Source organism: Haloglomus litoreum, from assembly GCF_029338515.1.
Taxonomy (GTDB): domain Archaea; phylum Halobacteriota; class Halobacteria; order Halobacteriales; family Haloarculaceae; genus Haloglomus; species Haloglomus litoreum.
Genome location: NZ_CP119988.1, coordinates 3,016,602 through 3,032,914, shown reverse-complemented (window position 1 = coordinate 3,032,914; position 16,313 = coordinate 3,016,602). Strand labels below are relative to the sequence as shown.

The window sequence follows — 16,313 nt, the reverse complement described above, 5'->3', positions numbered from 1 at the left end:
CCTCGGCTCCTCGGCGGGAGGTGTGCCCGACCCGCCCGACCGGGGGGCGCCCGTCGAGAGCCAAACGCGCCTTTGTCCTTCCACCACCTGTTAGGGTACCGGCCCAGTAGCCGAGCGCATGAACCGACGCGCGTACCTCGCGACGGTCTGCGGTGCGGGAATCACGGCGACGGCGGGATGTAGCGCGGTCGCGGGTCGCCGGACGCTGTCGGACCCGCACGTGAGCGTGGACTCGCCCGGGCGGAAGGCCCTCGTCTTCGAGTCTGGCGGGGCGGAGGTCGGACATCTCGGTGTCGACGGGAGTGTGGTCGCCGGCCGGCTCGAGCTCTCGACCGAGATCTGGCACCGGGAGGGGACGACCGTCGACCGCGTCCGGCTGCGGGTCTGGATGCCGGAGACGGCGACGGAGTCGCCCGCGAAGGTGGCCGTCGTCTCCCCCGTCGAGGGCGACAGCTCCCCGCCACCCTCGGTGGCACTGCACACGCCGGACGAGGCCCTCGGAACGGTCGTCGAACTCTCCGACCTGGACGACCTCGCCGACGAGACCATCAGCACGCTCGAACTCCTCGTTGTCCCGGGGGCGGCGGGGGCCACGGCGCTCGCCATCGACACCACCATCGACCTCGCCGCCGGCGGTATCCTCGGTCGTGGCTACACGCTCGACGGCACGCTCCATCTGGAGTATCCGGAACTCGACGACGGATGACCACTTCCACGGGGAACCACCGGAGGGGCCGGTGAGGCACCCCCCGTCAAGTGTGGTCCGACTGGTCCCCTGGGGCTCCGTCAGGTGTCTCTCCGGCGACCGACCGGTAGGCGTCGTCCAGCTCGCGCGCCACCCGCTCCAGCGAGTGCTCGGCGGCCGTCTCCTTCGCGTTCTCGCCGAGGCGCTCGCGAAGGTCCGGGTTCTCGGCCAGCCGGTCCAGCGCCTCGACGTACTCCTCGAACGACGAGCACATGAGACAGTCCTCGCCGTCGGTGTAGAACTCGCGGAAGACGGGGATGTCGCTCAGGACGACGGCCTTCCCGCAGCTCATCGCCTCGAGGACGACGATGCCCTGGTTCTCGTCCTTCGTGGGCAGCAGGAACACGTCGCCGGCGCCGTAGCCGCCGCGGACGTCCTCGACCCAGCCGGTGAACGTGACGTTCTCCGGTGGGTCGCTGGTCCACTCCCTGACGACGGGCGAGGCGTGTGGCCCCTCGTCGACGTGGCCGAACCAGGTGAAGTCGTAGTCGACTCGCTGCGCGAGTTCACAGAACGTCGTCAGGCCCTTGCGCTCGAAGACGCTCCCGACCGTGAACACGCTCATCCCCTCGATGTCGTACCGGTCGCGGTACTCGTCGCGGAGTCGCTCGTGACCATCGAGCCGCGAGGCGTCGACGCCGTTCGTGATCTGTCGGATGGGCGCATCGACCGGATACGTCTCGATGTTCGAGCGGGTGTACTCCGAGGGGACCAGCACGAGGTCGGCCTGCGAGTAGAACCACCTGAGGTAGCGGCGCAGGGGCCCGGCGACCTGCGAGGAGAAGCGGAACGACTCCCCGAAGTCCTCGGCGGTGACGTGGGCGTGGAGGACGAGCGGAATCGAGTTGCGCTTCGCGTGGCGCGCGACCGCGACGCTCCCGGGGCCGATGACGTTGCAGTGCGCGAGGTCGTACTCGCGGAAGAACCGGTCGCCCAGCAGGCGGCGGCCGGCCGCGGAGACGGGGGAGCCGCCGGCCCACGGCGAGGTCTCTAACTCGTGCTCGGTGTCGGCCAGCGCCGCGCGCTGGTGGGCGGTGCTGGTGCCGATGCCGCTGCGCTCCAACTGGTCCTCCAGTTCGAGGTAGTTGAGGACCCGCATACTGTGGATATCCGTCGTCAACCCGCCCTGCGCTAAACGCTGTCGCTGTCGTGTGGCTGGGTTGTAGTTCTATTAATCTTGTACCTCTCTGTAAATACACGATTTAATATCGATATTTCGTACTGAAGAATACTATGTGGTTGTCTGGTGAGTATTTCATTGGACGGCTCTGTTGGAAGCCCCCGTTTGCTCTCCCTGCGACAGTACCGCCAGACAAGCACCGGATAGAAAGCCCCCGCCCGCTCGACTCGGGGGTCTCGCTGCGCTCCTCGGGCGCCGGAGGCGCCCTGCGGTGCTTGCTTCGGCCGCCTTCGTCGAGCGATTTCTCGGCGGAGCCGAGAAATGTATAGCTGGCGTTCACGAGAGCGGAGCTCTCGTGCAGCCCGTCAGAACGCTTCGCGTTCTGAGGACGGCAGAGCCGCCAGCCGAGCGGCCCCTTTCAGTCCCGTCCTCTGGCCTGTCGCACCGGGCGTTCGCGCATGGTGGTTCCAGCGGAGTGCTAGTGGCCCCACACCTCCCCGCGCCAGCGCCGTGAGCGACTCACCCCCTCGGCGGCAGGGCGCCTCGGGGTTCGTCACGGGGAGGCGCTGGCGCGCTTCCTGGTCTCGGAACCGGCTGGCTGGGCCACCACTCTCTGGCCGGGAGCGCGTGGCCGACCAACGGGAGGCCCGCGCGACCTCGAGGAAGGGCAGGGCCACTGCGCCCGTGACACGTTCAATCTCCTGGCGGACTCGAAGGGCGAGCGCTCTCGACCCATCCCGGAGGAAGCAAGCACCGTCGTCCGAGACGGCGGAGCCGTCTCGTGATCCCGAAAATCTCCGATTTTCGGAGACAACGAGCGACCGCAGGGAGCGAGTGAGGAGCGCAGCGACTCCCGGATGGTCGAGAGCGCGAGGGCTTCGTAGGTGTCTCCGTCGTCGGTGTTGTCGTGCGAGAGCGCGAGGGCTTCGTAGGTGTCTCCGTTGCCGTAATCGTGAGAGAGCGTCCACGGGCAGCTCCACCGTCGCCGGATACGGTTGCAAAATCCGGAAAAGACGCACCCAAACCCGCGCCTACAGCTTCGACTGGTCCACTCGCAGGAGGACGACGCCGTTGTTCCCACCGGACTGGTGGACCACGGAGACGGCCTCGTGGTTCCGGAGGGCGCCCAGCGTGGTACCGTCGTAGCGGTTGCGCTCGGCGGGGCCGACGTAGATGTACTCCACGTCGTAGGCGTCCAGCAGCTCGAGCTGCTGCTCGGTGGAGCCGGTGTAGATGGTCTCGACGTCGTCGACGCGCTCCTGGTAGGCCGGCTGGCCGCGATAGCCGATCTCGTGGTACCAGCCCGCGACCGTCGGCACCCCGGTCAGCGAGGCGGGGGCGGCGGCCCCCTTGCCGGCCTGCGGGTTCCAGCGGTAACCCGCCGGGGCCGCGGTGACGATGTTCGGCTGGCCCTCCAACCCGTCGATGTAACCGATGGCACGGGCCTCGGCCGGATGCGACTGCCCGACGAACGCCGTGCTGTCGAGCGATGCCGGGCCGCCCGCGTTGAAGTGTGTCGGGACGGCGAAGCCGGCGTACAGCGCGGTGAGGAACACCAGTGCGGCGGCGCTCACTCGGCCGACCGTGCGCCAGGTGTCGGCGTTGGGCGCGTCGAAGGAGGCCCGGCCGGCGAAGATCAGTCGCGTCAGGACGACGCCCATCGCGGGCGCCCAGAGCGCCCACACCTGCGCGTAGGTCTTGAAGACGGTGTTGAAGCGTTCGGGGCCGGCGCGCTCGATGACGTAGAGGAACTCGACGAGGACCACGAGGCCGGCCCCGGCGACGACCAGCAGTGTCTCGTAGCCCACGTCGCGGTCAAGCCGGAGCAGGACCCAGCCGGCGACCACGAGCGGCCCGAACAGCGCGAGCGCGGCGAAGTCCATCGCGTACGCCGTCAGGACGAGATACGGCGCCAGCAGGACCGGGAGCGAGAGGTCCGCGAACGGGTCCAGCCGGCTCCCGGTGACGAGGACGGCGCCGAGCAGGACCAGCGAGACCGGGAGCCCGCTCCCGGCCGGAAGCGGGATGACGTACAGCGGGACCGAGAGGGCCGCGAGCGAGAACAGCGTCGAGACGAGCGCCGTCAGGAGGGGCTGTTCGACGCTCCGGAGGTCCTGGCCGACGCGTCGGCCGAGGTAGGCGCCGAAGGCCAGCAGGAAGGCGCCGTGGACGAGCAGGAGGCCGCCGAGCGAACTCCGGCCGGGGAGGAAGCCGATGGACCGCCCGCTCGCGGTGCCGAGCCAGAACGGGAGTGCCCAGAGCGTCCCGACGACGAGCATGGCGGCGGCGAGACCGAGCGCGATGCCCGACCGGAGCACCTCCTCCCGGAGGCGGTCCCCGAGGCCGGCGTCGGCTGCTGCCTCGTCGGATTCGGCGGGTTCCGTTCCCGTGCCGGCCGTGACGCCGCCGTCCGCTCGCGCGAGGTCCGGGAGCCGTCCACGGACCCGGTCGGGCAGCAGCGTCGAGGGCCGCGTCGGGGCGAACGTCAGCACGAGGAAGGTGAGCCCCGCCGCGGTCGGGAACGACCAGGTGTTGACGATGGCGATGAAGCCAGCCAGCGGCGGCACGAGACCGAAGACGAGGAGCCGGCGCCGGGTCACCTCCGCCTCGGGCGTCCGCCAGTAGGCGAACAGGATGGCGGCCAGCAGGAGCGTGAACGGCGTACTCATCATGTGGGCGTGGAGGTCGCCGTTCAGCCACGCGAACAGGGGGAACTCGTTGATGGTGCCCGGGATGACGCGTGAGGCCGACCAGTAGGAGAAGTCGGCGGGCGTCCAGCCCGCGACCTCGGGGTCCAGCCCGAGGGCGCCGACCAGCCCCGACGCGAGGCCGGACGGGAGCAGCCAGAGCAGAATCAGCGCGGCGGTCTGCAAGTTCGCGGCGATGCCGGCGAAGAAGGCGCCCAGCGCCCCGGCGAAGCGTCGGGGGGCGCCCTGCGCGGCGGCGACGTTGCTCGCGATGCCCCAGGCGGCAACGACGAGCGCCCCGAAGAAGCCCGCGAGCGCGAGGTTGTAGGCGAAGCGCCCGGGCGTGCTCGTCAGCGTCGTCAGCAGGGCCGCGAGCATGTGGCCCCCGTAGTAGTACTGGACGGGTTCGCCCGCGAACCACATATCCTCCGGGGCGAGCGTCCCCATCGCGGCGGCGGTCCGGAGCAGCGACTTGAGGAGGCCGAAGTCGAGGAACTTCTCGCCGCCGATGGGGTGGACGGCGGGGTCGAACGCGCGGACCGCGACGACGAACAGGAAGCCGACGGTGAAGACGGCGGCCGCCTCGGCGGCGCGACTGCGGTCGATGTCGATGTCGCCGGCGAGATAGGAGGCGCCGACCAGCGCGAGCAGGCCGGCGACCAGCGCCGGCCAGCCGAAGGCGACCTGCCCGACGAGGTAGCCGACGACACCGAGGACCGCGAGCGCGAGCGGCAGCGCGAACGCCGCGCCTCGGTCGGCGAACCCGGGGAACAGCCACGCGGCCGCCGGCAGGGCCGCCAGCCCCAGCGCCAGATACGTCACCAGCCAGACGCCGACCAGCAGGTACTCCATTCGACCGTTGGACGGGTGCCGCCGACCATACGTCTTTCCCACTCCTGCGCCGTTTTAACGGCCATTTAACGGACCACTATCGCCCGGTGAACGATCTCGAACGGTCCGAACTAGTGCGACTCGTTATACGTGCTCCACACCTCGCTCGGCGTATGGCTACTGGTGGTGCGTGGATGTCCGGTTCGACCCCCGGGCTCGCCGTCTCGGCGAGCCGGGCCGAGCGGCTGGTCGACCGGCTCCCCAGCGAGGTCTCCCGGGCGGCCGTCGCGGCCGCGAAGCGGGCCGACGTCCTCGTGATCGACCGACGGACGGCGGGCACGCGCACGGAGCGGACGGGCGAGGCCGACATCGCCGGCCGGACGGTCCTCGTGGTGCCGAAGCGGCCGGGCGCCCGCCCGAAGGTGGACTGTTTCAGCCGGGAGCCCCCCGAGACGGACCCGGCGGTCGAACTGCTCAGGCGGACCGTCGAACTGGATGCGACCGCGGAGGCCCACTACGGCGTCGCGTCCGCGGTCGCCGTCGCGAGCGGCGACGAGGCACCCGCACCGGCCGGCGGAGCAGCCGAGTGGGTCGCGGTCGACGAGGCCGACGGCGGCAACGCCCCGGCCCGGACGGGCCACGAGAGCCTCTCGCCGTCGGCGGCCGAGATCGCGGCCCGGCGCGACTCCGTCGACACCGCCGCCGCGCGCGTCCTCGAGGGCGACGACGGCGGGGCAGCGCCGCTGGCGTTCTGTGGCCTCTCCGGCGTCATCGAGCCACTCGAGGACGCCTGACCGGGACCGGGCTGCTCCGGACGCCCTGTCCCGCAGTCGAACCGTTTTTGCTCCCCCGCTTCCGACCCGTGGCCGATGGCTGACCGGTCGCTGGGACTCGTCGTACCGGCCTACCGGCCGGACGTGGATCGGCTCACCGCGTACGTCCGAGCCTGTCGCTCGGCGCTCGACCCGGCGGCCGTCCGTATCGAACTCGACGCGCCCACGGCGGGCACCGCCGAGGCCGTCCGCGAGGCCCTCCCCGACGCGGTCGTCTCGGTCGCCCCCGAGCGCCGTGGGAAGGGCGCCGCGATCACCGCCGGCTTCGAGGCGCTCGTCGACGAGGTGGACGTGCTGGCGTTCGCCGACGCCGACGGCTCCACCCCACCCGAGAGCCTGCGGAGCATCGTCGAGCCGGTGCTCGACGACCGAGCCGACCTCGCGGTGGGCTCCCGCCGGCACCCCGAGTCGGTGGTCGTGGGCCACCAGACGTTCGCCCGCCGGCGGCTCGGCGACGCGTTCGCCTGGCTCGCGCGTCGACTGCTGGACGCGGACTGCTACGACTACCAGTGCGGCGCGAAGGCCATCTCGGCCGCCGCCTGGGAGACAGTCCGGCCACACCTGTACGAGGCCGGCTTCGCCTGGGACGTCGAGCTCATCGCGATGGCCGGCGCGCTCGGCCTCCGGGTCCTGGAGGTCCCCATCGAGTGGGAGGACCAGCCCGGCTCGACCGTCGACCCCGTCGACACCGCCGTCTCCCTCGGGACCGCCCTGTTCGTCGCCCGCCACCGCGCCAAGCGCCTGCAGGACAGCCGCCTGCACGACGCCATCGCGCGCCGGCGGGCGGACGAGACCGCCCTCGTCGACCGTGATCGCCACCCATGAGCGTCGCCGACCTCCTGCGTGCCCGGATTCAGGCGCTCGCCTCGGCCGGCCGCATCGGCCAGTTCGTCTCGGTCGGCGTCGCCGGCGCCTCGCTGGAGACGGTCATCGTCGCGCTCCTCACCGGCGGGTTCGTCGTCGAGGCGGTGCTCGCCGGCCGCCCCCTGGTCGCGAAGGCCATCGGCGCGGAGGCCTCCATCACCCTGATGTTCCTGCTCAACGACAACTGGACCTTCGCCGACCACGGCGGCGCCGGGCCGGTCGCGCTCGTCCGGCGCTGGCTCAAGTCCCACCTCGTGCGGTCGGTCGGACTGGCCGTGGCGTTCGCCACGCTGTACGTCCTCACCGCGTGGACCGACATCACGTTCGTCGTCGCCGGGGGTGACATCTGGCCCACCGTCGCCAACGGCATCGGTATCGGCGTCGGCCTCAGCATCAACTACGTCGCCGAGAGCCTCCTGACCTGGCGCGTCCACGATATGGAGACGTGAATCTGGTGAGCGCTCGCCCCGCCGCCGTGTGTGACTTCGTTTCATTGCGACGCCGATAGCACAACCCTTAACCGGGGTGTCGCGCTACGAGTTGGTAGCGGGCTGGGATAGCCAGGAGATTCCGCCGGGCTCATAACCCGGAGACCGGTAGTTCAAATCTACCGCCCGCTATTCCCCGGGAAATAAGTATTCTAGAGACTTCTCCACGATCCCCACAACATATATTCGATATATGTCTAATACACCTCTCCCGGCAAGACTTCAAATATCAAAACGCAGCATTCGGCCTCGTGGCCGACGAGTACCTCTACCGGACGGCGATTACGCGGCTTCGTGTAGAGGAATCTGACCTTCGGCTACTCGAGCGTACGATTGATGAATTCCGCCGTGGTTGTCAGCTCGCGGTCGACCGCGGCTTCCCCGGAGTCACGGAGAAGCTGGCGCTCCAGTCACGTGTCTACGATGAGGTCCGCGAGTCGACCGAGCTGAAGAGCCAGCACGCGATTCTGGCCACGCACCGGGCTGCAGAGGCGATTGCTGGTGTCCGTGACCGGTGGTCAGCCGGTCGCCAAGCCTCGAAGCCACGATTTACCAGCCCGACCGTCCCGTACGACGCACGGACGATGACGCTGTTCGACGATGGGACGGTTTCGCTCACGACCGTAGAGGGGCGTGTTCGACCGGAGCTCGTACTACCCGAGGACGACGATGGCTACCAGTACCGCTACCTGAATACCGACCGGTGGTCTGTCACGGAGAGTTCGCTCACGGTTCGCGACGGGGAGTTCTACCTCCACATCGGGTTTCGACGGCCGAAGGAACAGCTAGCTGCCGAGGACGGAGCGGTCCTCGGGGTCGACTTCGGCGTCGAGAACATCGCCGTCACGAGCACGGCGCGATTCTTCAGCGGTCGAGAGGCGACCCACGAGCGCAGGCAGTTCGATCGACGCCGAGCCTCGCTGCAGCAGACGGGAACGCGGAGTGCCCATCGGACGCTGCAACAGCTGTCGGGCAACGAGGAACGACGCCATCGACAACGGCTCCACGAGATTGCAAACGGGATCGTGGAGGAAGCGCTGCGCCACGATTGCTCGACCATCGCCGTCGAGGAGTTGACCGGGATTCGCGACGAGCTGCCGGAAGCGACTTGGTTCCACATCTGGGCCTTTCGCCAGCTCCGAGAATACCTCCGCTACAAGGCAGCGGCATCCAGAATCGAGGTCGTCTCCGTCAACCCGCGGGATACCTCGAAGGGCTGTTCCGATTGTGGCCACGTCGCCGATGGGAACCGGCGGAGCAGGGGACACTTCTGTTGCGTCGCCTGTGGATCGGAGGCGAATGCCGACTACAACGCGGCGAAGAACGTCGCGCTCAAACACGTCCATCGTGGCCCTCAGTCGTCACGGGGGACGGGCACCCGCCAGTGTGCCCTGAAGTCTGGGACCGTCACCGCCAACGGGACGTTCGTCCCCGGGTGACCGACACGGACAAGCATCGGAGCAACTGGTATCTACTTCCCGCTATTCGGACGCGACGACCGTATCGACCGTCTCCGTAAACACGATAGCCTCTCTAATTGTCACCGACGCCCCGGCGCGTCCAACCCAGCGGAAGCACGGACTGTCGCTCGAGTGGTCTCGATGAACGCTCGGGGGCGCGGAGGAGTCGTCTAGGGTTGGTCGGGGGCACCGGTAGAACAGGTGTGGTAGCAGTCGAGGAGGGATGATTCGATAGCGCAGTGGCACGAGCGGCAGCGAGCGAGCGCCGATACGGTGTGCGGGGTCGAGCCGTCGTCTCGGGGGCCTGCAGCCTTGGCTCACTCGAAATAGTCAGCCAGCAGGAACGTAGTAAGGTTGGGAGAAACGCCCGGCGGCGCCAACCTTAGGACTGCTTCGGTCATGAACAGCTGCCAATCCGACAGGTACCGTGATTCTGGCATTGACGCGCATCGGCTCTGGACGGGTCGTTCGGCACCTGTGTGGCACTTCTCGACAATCGTGGTCGCTCCCGCAGAGCGTCTACACCGGTTGTCTAGCCAGTCGCTTGATCAAGGTACCCACCTTCCTACCGGAGGAATCATCTACCCTTAGAAGAGCGGAGGGTGCCGGACGGACGCTATCGACTCGAATACAGCCGCGAGCGCCGGTCACGCCGAATCACGTCTACACGCTCAGGTAGAAAAGTAGGAGCAGCACGAGCAGGCTCAGGATGGCCACCAGCATGAGAGATAGGCCATCGGCCGCGAGTAGACCCACAGGTCCATTGCCTATCGTGTCGTGCAGCGAACGATAGTTCTACCTCACCGCTGGGCACCCTCGGGGTAGCACTGTTCGTCGAGGTTGTGCAGACCGTCGCCCGGAGTGCAGGATGGCTCTCGACAACGCTCGGAGGGCTGTGCCGCGCGCCATCCCGCTCTCGATGGCAGCGGCCCGCTCCGATTCAGTCGTCCCCGTTCTCGTCGACGATGACGACTTCGCCGTCGACGACGTCGACGTTGATGAGCGTCTTGGCCTCGTGATCGGTCGTCTCGAGTTTGTTCTCGCCGCCCTCCTTCTTGATGACGGCCACGATGTCGGCGATCTCGGCCCCGATCTCGTCGAGCGCGCCCGTGATGGCCGTCAGTGTCCCGCCGGTCGAGAGGACGTCGTCCAGCACGAGGACGCGGTCGCCGGGCTCGACGTCGTTGATGTACATCTCGGACTCGGAGTAGCCGGTGACCTGCGAGAGCGAGACCTCGCCCTCCAGTCCGTACTTGCGCTTGCGGACGACGACGAGCGGGATGTCGGTCATCAGGGAGACGGCCGTGGAGATGTGGATACCCATCGCCGCGGGCGTGACGATCTTGTCCACGTCGAGGTCGGCCTTCCGGATGATGCTGATGACGATCTCCCGGAGGAGTTCGGGCCGCAGCATCGGGACCCCGTCGCTGATGGGGTGGACGAAGTAGTGGTAGCCGTCCTTCTCGATGATCGGCGCGTCCAGCAGGGACTGACGAAGCCGGTCCATGTCGCGGGTTGCGCACCGGGGGGTGAAAACTTGGCGAAGTGCGCCGCCGTCAGGCAGCGGGCCCGCGCCAGACGCCGACGATGACCGTCTTGCCCTGTGGCGCCGGCTCCTCCCAGCGGATGCGGAGGATCGCGTTCCGATCGATTTCGGGCGGGGAGGGTGACGCATCGAGCGTCAGCGTGTCGCCAGCGATGAACCGACCGTCCGGACCGCTCCCGCTCGTCACGTCGTCGAACGTCCACTCGTGGATGTCCCCACAGCTGCCCTCCTTGCAGACGAAGGTGACGTGCTCGCCCCCGAAGGTGACGTGCTCGCCCCCGAAGCTGTTGTCCGCCTCTATGCCGCCGTTCTCGGAGTCCACGACGATTTGCAGGTCGCGCGTGCTGTCGTTGTCGTGGCCCTCGTACTGGTACCCGAAGGCGATGTTCGGAGCGGTGCCCGACTCCTGCTGGAACGTCGTCATCGACCCACGACTGAAGTCGTGGGCTTGTCCGTGGACTCCTGGTCTGACGATGAAGCATCGTAGGCGGTGTACTCGCCGTTTCCGTTCAGCGTCCCGGACTTCAGGGCGAGATGACTGTCGCCCAACCCAGAGGGGCGTTTGCCCTCTGGTAAGGTTAGCAACTTGCGACCGATGTTCTTCGCCGCGTTGTAATCCCCGTCGGCCTCGTAGCCGCACTCGGTACACTCGAACCAGCCCGTCTCCGAATTACGATTCGTGTTAGACTGGTGGCCGCACTTCGAGCAACTCTGACTCGTGTACGCGGGCGGTATCTCCTCGACGCGGATTCCGTACTCCGCGGCCTTGTAGGCGAGCATCTCCTGGAGTTCGCGGAATGCCCAGTTGTGGAGCTGGCGCTTGACCTGGTCGTCCCGGTTGTCCATCCGCTCGCGGATATGAGTCAATTCTTCGACGGCGATGTACGAACAATCGTGGGCGTCGGCTTCCTCGACGATGCGTCGAGAAATGGTGTGCAGGCGATTCAGCACGAAGCGGGTTTCTCGCCCCGACAGTCGCCGGAGCACCTGCTTGGCGGAGCGAGTGCCTTTGTGCTGGAGGCTTCGACGCACGCGGAAGTAGTGGTTCTGTCCCCACAACAGTTCGCCACCGTCGTAGAACGACCCCGTACTGGTCACGGCAACGTTCTTCAGGTTCAAATCTACGCCGAGTACTCTGTCACCGTTGCGTGCCTCGACCTCTTTCTTGATGACGATATGGAGGTAGAACGCATCCTCGTCCTCGCGGTAGTGGAGCGTCCCCATCCGCTTCTCGTAGTCGTTATCATCGAGATAGGACTGTTGGTAGTCCCCGAGAACGTAGTCCACGGCGACCCGTCCGTTGATGGTTGAGAGCGTTGCCGACCGGTCGTTGATGGTCAGCGTCCGCTTGTCGTAGACGGCGGACGGCTTGTCGAATCGTGGGAGGGGTCGGCTGTTACCCTTCTTCCAGTCAGCGACAGTGGATTTCATCGCTTCGACGGCTTTCGAGTACGCCCGAATGCAGAGATTCGCGGGCAGGTCTGTCTCGTCCCGAAGGTCGTAGTATACGTGGTCGTGTATGGTGGACTTGTTGAGGATGAGGTAGCCCTCTTCGTTGCGACCGTGCTGGACGGTGTAGTTGCAGGCGTGGTTGAACTGTTTGATCGTCCGATGGAGGTCATCGTGCCGCTCAGCGGGCACGTCCAGTTTGACGGGGATGGTACGTGTGACCTCCATCGGCATACCAGAGTGCTGCGCTCTGACTGATAAACTTCAGGAGCCGTCCGGAAGTCATGGGTTTAATCGCAGGGAGGAATCAAACCCTGTCGGCTTCCTCCCACGACTGATGTCGTGGACTTCCGGGTTGAGATTTTGTGAAGGCGAACGCCGCGGCGGAGGTGCCGAGGATGAAGGCGATCAGGATGACCCCCGTGGATTCGCTCGGCCCGCGGTCGACTCGAGCGAACCCTTTCGTGTCCCCCATATCTCCTCACCATATGCTGACCATATAGTTAATCGGGCGTTGTTCGGTATTAATGAGGAATTTTCCGCCGGCTCACCGGGTGACCTGAACGGTCACGTTCGCCTCGTGGATGCGCTGGGTGCCCCGGTCGCTCCGGACGACGAGCGTCAGATCGCCGGTGTACGCGTCGCTCTCGATGCGCTCGGCCGCGAGCGTCGAGGCGTCGAGCGTCGTCCGGAATTCGCCCTCCTGGGCCTCGCTCAGGACGTGTGCGGTGCCGCGGGTGTGTCCGATGCCGCCGATCCGCAGTTTGTAGGTCAGGACCGGTCGTCCCGAGACGTTCGCTACGCCGACGGTCGCCGCGGGGACGAGCAGACGATACCGCGTGGTCCCGTTCTCGGTGTAGCGGTCGAGTCTGACCGTGTCGGGTGCGTCGAGGACCGTGGCATCCATCGTCCCCGTCGCGTAGGCGTTCCGGTCCTCGCCCGTGGTCAGCGACCGGATGTCGGCACCGTACGGGCCCGCCGCCAGCGCGACGCCGAAACAGGCCGCGAGGAGAACCGCGCCAGCGACGTGGGTCCGATTCATCCGGGAGGACGGACGCGTCCCCGGGACATACGTGTTCGGGGCCGTGCTACCCCCACGCCAGCATAGCCCCTGCACGCGAACTCGGCGGCGGAACCCAATCGACAACCCTTATTGCCCGCCCGCGCGCGACTCGGAACCGTGCAACCGGACGCCGGCGTCCTCGTGGCCGCGCTCGCCCTGCCGTTCGTCGCGGCCCTGCTGGTCCCGGCGCTGTTCCGCGTCCTCGGCCAGCGGGTCGCCTTCTTCGCGGCCCTCGTCGCGGCGGCCAGTTTCGGCCTCCTCGCGACGCAGTACGGCGCCGAGGGCGCGGTCCAGCTGCCGTGGATCCCCTCGCTGGGCGTCACCCTCACGCTGTACGTCGACGGGCTCGCGCTGCTGATCGGCTTCCTCGCGAGCGGCGTCGGCGTCCTCGTCTTCACCTACTCCTACGGCTACATGGCCCACGAGCACGGCCACGTCAAGTACTACGCCACGCTGCTGGCGTTCATGGGGTCGATGCTCGGCGTCGCGTTCGCCGCCGACCTCCTCGCCCTCTTCGTCTTCTGGGAGCTCACATCGGTCACCTCGTTCCTCCTCATCGGGCATCACCAGCGCGAGGCCGCCTCCCAGTACGCCGCCCGGAAATCGATGCTCATCACGGTCGCGGGCGGCCTGTTCATGCTCGCGGGCTTCCTCGTCCTCGCGTTCGCCTCCGGCGATACCGCCGCGGGCCGGACGTTCGTCCTCATCGGCACCGAGAACTCGCTCATCGCCAACGGCGACGCGGTACGGGAGGCGCTGCGCGCGTCGAGCCTGTTCGTGCCCGCGCTCGCGCTCGTGGCCGTGGGCGCGGTGACCAAATCCGCACAGGCGCCGTTCCACGTCTGGCTGCCGAACGCGATGGAGGCGCCCACGCCGGTTTCGGCGTTCCTCCACAGCGCGACGATGGTCAAGGCGGGGGTCTACCTGGTGGGGCGCTTCCGGCCGCTGTTCGTCCCGGACCTGCCCGCGATTCCGGAGTGGACGCTCCTGCTCGCGACGCTCGGGCTCGTCTCGATGACCATCACCGCCATCCTCGCGGTCGGCGCGACCGACATCAAGGAGTTGCTCGCGTACTCCACCGCGTCGCACCTGGGCCTCATCATCGCGGGCTACGGGCTGGCCGGCTCGGAGGCGCTCGAACTCGGCGCGGAGACGGGCGCGTTCCACATCTTCAACCACGCCGTCTTCAAGGCGACCCTGTTCCTCGTCGCGGGCATCATCGCCCACGAGGCGCACACGCGGAAGATATCCGAGCTCGGCGGGCTGCGGAAGGACCTCCCCATCGTCGCGGGCATCACGGGCATCGCCGCGCTCGGGATGGCCGGGGTGCCGCCGTTCAACGGTTTCTGGTCGAAGGAGTTGCTGTTCGAGACGACCTACTACGTCGCCAAGGCACAGGGAGGCTGGTTCTGGCTCTACCCAGCCATCGCCGTCTTCGGCAGCGTGTTCACGTTCCTCTACTCGCTGAAGTTCCTCTCGCTGTTCTTCGGGGACCGACCCGACGCGCTGGCCGACGTGGACGTCCACCGGCCGCCGCTCTCGATGCTCGCGCCGCCCGCGCTGCTGGCGGCCATCGCCATCGTCGCGGGCGTCGTCCCGCAGGTCGCCATCGACGCCATCGTCCAGTCGGCGTTCGAGGCGAGCGTTCCGGTCGGCGTCGAGGCCCACTCGCTGAAGCTCTCCATCCCGAAGCTGTTCAGCTTCACGCCGTACCTCGGGATGAGCCTGCTGACCATCGCGCTGGGCGGGGTCGCCTACCCGTTCTACGACCGGCTCCACGCTGGCGTCCGTCGCGCCCGGGCGGTCGACTACACCAGCCCGAACTGGTACTACGACGGCCTCACGGAGGGTGCGAACGGCGTCTCTCGCCGGCTCGCCATCGCCGTCCACGGCGGGGCCTTCCGCACCTACGCCGCACCGTTCATGCTCGGCACCTCGGTCCTCGCGCTCGCGGGGTACGCGGCCGCCGGTGCGGTGACCGTCGAGGGCGTCGGCGCCGTCCCGCCCGTTCCGCTCGTGCTCGTACTCGGCGTGGCGGTCGTGGGCGCGATGGCCGTCGCCCGGGCGCCCTCGCACATCGCCGGCGTCCTCACGCTCTCTATCCTCGGGTTCATGGTCGCCATCGTCTACATCCTCGCGCACGCACCCGACCTGGCACTGACCCAGCTCGTCATCGAGACCCTCGTGCTGGTCATCTTCCTGCTCGTGCTGGACAAGCTCCCCGCCTACTACGGCGAGATTCGCTCTCGCGCCCGGACCGTCGCGGACGCGGCGCTGGCCTCGCTCGTCGGCTTCACGGTCTTCGCGACGGTCATCGTCGCGACGAGCGCCCAGCCCGACGGCCCCATCTTCGAGTTCTTCCTCGCCCGCGCGGGCGTGCCGGCCGAACACGGGCCGATATTCGGCGACTACGGCGGCGGCAGCAACGTCGTGAACGTCATCCTCGTCGACTTCCGGGCGTTCGACACGCTCGGGGAGATCTCCGTCGTCGCGATGGCCGCCCTCTCGGTGCTGACGCTCATCGGGATGCGGGCCCGGACGGACGTGGGCGGCGACGACCCGGAGGTCACGGAGCCTGGCGGGCGCGGGCCCGAGGAGTCGCCCGTGACCGACGGCGGCGCTACCGACGTGGACACGACCGAGGGGGGTGAGGCCCGATGACCCAGGACCGCGAGCCGACGGTCATCGCGAAGACGGTCACCCGCACCGTGGTCCCCATCATCGCCGTCACGGCGGTCGCGCTCCTCATCCAGGGGCACAACCTGCCGGGCGGGGGCTTCATCGCGGGCGTCCTCACGGCGACGGCGTTCGTCCTGATGTACGTCATCTACGGCATCGATACGGTCCGGCGCGACCTCGTCACCCGCTCGGAGGGCTACGGGCTGCTGTCGGGGCCGACCGAATCCTACGAGCGGACGTTCGCCGCGGGGCTGGCGCTCGCGTTCGGCTCGGGCGTGGCCGCGATGCTCTTCGAGGTGCCGTTCCTCACGCAGGCGGTCGTCTTCCTCGAGGGCGTCCCGCTGTACGGCACGCTGGAGTACGCCTCCGCGCTCGCGTTCGACCTCGGGGTGTACTTCGTCGTCGTCGGCTCGCTCCTGACGATCCTCGCGGTGGTGGGCAAGGAATGATGAACATCGAAATTCCACGGCTCTCGACCGAAGATGGCGAATACACGGTCAAACGCCCGGATGATACACTAATGTCCGGCATCTACGACGAACTTCCGG

General features: G+C 67.9%; 13 protein-coding genes and 1 tRNA gene. 8 read left to right on the top strand and 6 right to left on the bottom strand.

The genetic code is table 11. The annotated features are described in order from the left end of the window. The first annotated feature begins 118 nt into the window (after window positions 1-118). Window positions 119-706 (top strand): DUF8121 family protein, encoded by a 588-nt coding sequence (locus P2T62_RS15160; protein ID WP_276257910.1) that lies wholly within the window; start codon window positions 119-121, stop codon window positions 704-706. 46 nt (window positions 707-752) lie between these two features. Here the strand turns inward: P2T62_RS15160 and P2T62_RS15155 are convergent, their stop codons facing one another. Together P2T62_RS15155 and P2T62_RS15150 are read right to left on the bottom strand one after the other, a co-directional pair. Next, window positions 753-1,844, bottom strand: coding sequence for a glycosyltransferase family 4 protein (locus P2T62_RS15155; protein ID WP_276257909.1), 1,092 nt, complete (start codon window positions 1,842-1,844; stop codon window positions 753-755). 1,052 nt (window positions 1,845-2,896) lie between these two features. Then, the gene (locus P2T62_RS15150) at window positions 2,897-5,404 is read right to left on the bottom strand and encodes a DUF2298 domain-containing protein (RefSeq protein ID WP_276257908.1); all 2,508 of its coding nucleotides are present in this window, start codon (window positions 5,402-5,404) and stop codon (window positions 2,897-2,899) included. 173 nt (window positions 5,405-5,577) lie between these two features. Here P2T62_RS15150 and P2T62_RS15145 point away from each other — a divergent pair, with 173 nt between their 5' ends. The 5 genes from P2T62_RS15145 to P2T62_RS15125 all read left to right on the top strand — a co-directional run bounded on the left by P2T62_RS15145 (window position 5,578) and on the right by P2T62_RS15125 (window position 9,007). Continuing rightward, window positions 5,578-6,177 carry a hypothetical protein gene (locus tag P2T62_RS15145; protein ID WP_276257907.1) on the top strand — a complete coding sequence of 200 codons (600 nt, stop codon included), beginning with the start codon at window positions 5,578-5,580 and terminating at the stop codon, window positions 6,175-6,177. A 75-nt stretch (window positions 6,178-6,252) separates the two neighbouring features. Continuing rightward, complete coding sequence (locus tag P2T62_RS15140; RefSeq protein WP_276257906.1) at window positions 6,253-7,041, top strand: glycosyltransferase; 789 nt, start codon at window positions 6,253-6,255, stop codon at window positions 7,039-7,041. Continuing rightward, window positions 7,038-7,529, top strand: coding sequence for a GtrA family protein (locus P2T62_RS15135; RefSeq protein ID WP_276257905.1), 492 nt, complete (start codon window positions 7,038-7,040; stop codon window positions 7,527-7,529). Before P2T62_RS15140 ends, P2T62_RS15135 begins: the two co-directional genes overlap by 4 nt. A 96-nt stretch (window positions 7,530-7,625) precedes the next feature. After that, window positions 7,626-7,700 (top strand) — tRNA-Met (locus P2T62_RS15130). Window positions 7,701-7,819: 119 nt separating this feature from the next. Then, window positions 7,820-9,007, top strand: a complete 1,188-nt coding sequence (locus tag P2T62_RS15125; protein ID WP_276257904.1) for an RNA-guided endonuclease InsQ/TnpB family protein — start codon at window positions 7,820-7,822, stop codon at window positions 9,005-9,007. 961 nt (window positions 9,008-9,968) lie between these two features. Here the strand turns inward: P2T62_RS15125 and hpt are convergent. The 4 genes from hpt to P2T62_RS15105 all read right to left on the bottom strand — a co-directional run bounded on the left by hpt (window position 9,969) and on the right by P2T62_RS15105 (window position 13,065). Next, the gene (hpt, locus tag P2T62_RS15120) at window positions 9,969-10,535 is read right to left on the bottom strand and encodes a hypoxanthine/guanine phosphoribosyltransferase (protein WP_276257903.1); all 567 of its coding nucleotides are present in this window, start codon (window positions 10,533-10,535) and stop codon (window positions 9,969-9,971) included. Between the two features lie 49 nt (window positions 10,536-10,584). Further along, a complete protein-coding gene (locus P2T62_RS15115) occupies window positions 10,585-10,998 on the bottom strand; it encodes a hypothetical protein (protein ID WP_276257902.1) in 414 nt (137 codons plus the stop codon). After that, window positions 10,995-12,251: an RNA-guided endonuclease InsQ/TnpB family protein gene (locus P2T62_RS15110; protein WP_276257901.1), complete on the bottom strand. Its 1,257-nt coding sequence runs from the start codon at window positions 12,249-12,251 to the stop codon at window positions 10,995-10,997. The genes P2T62_RS15115 and P2T62_RS15110 overlap by 4 nt, the downstream gene beginning before the upstream one ends. Window positions 12,252-12,570: 319 nt before the next feature. Then, window positions 12,571-13,065, bottom strand: coding sequence for a hypothetical protein (locus P2T62_RS15105; RefSeq protein ID WP_276257900.1), 495 nt, complete (start codon window positions 13,063-13,065; stop codon window positions 12,571-12,573). 138 nt (window positions 13,066-13,203) lie between these two features. Between P2T62_RS15105 and mbhE the strand changes: the two genes are divergently transcribed. Continuing rightward, window positions 13,204-15,747 (top strand): hydrogen gas-evolving membrane-bound hydrogenase subunit E, encoded by a 2,544-nt coding sequence (gene mbhE / locus P2T62_RS15100; RefSeq protein ID WP_276257899.1) that lies wholly within the window; start codon window positions 13,204-13,206, stop codon window positions 15,745-15,747. Continuing rightward, window positions 15,744-16,214, top strand: coding sequence for an MnhB domain-containing protein (locus P2T62_RS15095; protein ID WP_276257898.1), 471 nt, complete (start codon window positions 15,744-15,746; stop codon window positions 16,212-16,214). The genes mbhE and P2T62_RS15095 overlap by 4 nt, the downstream gene beginning before the upstream one ends. Window positions 16,215-16,313 lie beyond the last annotated feature (99 nt).

Excerpts from the sequence above, each read along its gene's own strand:
- P2T62_RS15160 (WP_276257910.1), top strand. The coding sequence starts at position 119 with ATGAACCGACGCGCGTACCTCGCGACGGTCTGCGGTGCGGGAATCACG.
- P2T62_RS15155 (WP_276257909.1), bottom strand. The coding sequence starts at position 1,844 with ATGCGGGTCCTCAACTACCTCGAACTGGAGGACCAGTTGGAGCGCAGC.
- P2T62_RS15150 (WP_276257908.1), bottom strand. The coding sequence starts at position 5,404 with ATGGAGTACCTGCTGGTCGGCGTCTGGCTGGTGACGTATCTGGCGCTG.
- P2T62_RS15145 (WP_276257907.1), top strand. The coding sequence starts at position 5,578 with ATGTCCGGTTCGACCCCCGGGCTCGCCGTCTCGGCGAGCCGGGCCGAG.
- P2T62_RS15140 (WP_276257906.1), top strand. The coding sequence starts at position 6,253 with ATGGCTGACCGGTCGCTGGGACTCGTCGTACCGGCCTACCGGCCGGAC.
- P2T62_RS15135 (WP_276257905.1), top strand. The coding sequence starts at position 7,038 with ATGAGCGTCGCCGACCTCCTGCGTGCCCGGATTCAGGCGCTCGCCTCG.
- hpt (WP_276257903.1), bottom strand. The coding sequence starts at position 10,535 with ATGGACCGGCTTCGTCAGTCCCTGCTGGACGCGCCGATCATCGAGAAG.
- P2T62_RS15115 (WP_276257902.1), bottom strand. The coding sequence starts at position 10,998 with ATGACGACGTTCCAGCAGGAGTCGGGCACCGCTCCGAACATCGCCTTC.
- P2T62_RS15110 (WP_276257901.1), bottom strand. The coding sequence starts at position 12,251 with ATGGAGGTCACACGTACCATCCCCGTCAAACTGGACGTGCCCGCTGAG.
- P2T62_RS15105 (WP_276257900.1), bottom strand. The coding sequence starts at position 13,065 with ATGAATCGGACCCACGTCGCTGGCGCGGTTCTCCTCGCGGCCTGTTTC.
- P2T62_RS15095 (WP_276257898.1), top strand. The coding sequence starts at position 15,744 with ATGACCCAGGACCGCGAGCCGACGGTCATCGCGAAGACGGTCACCCGC.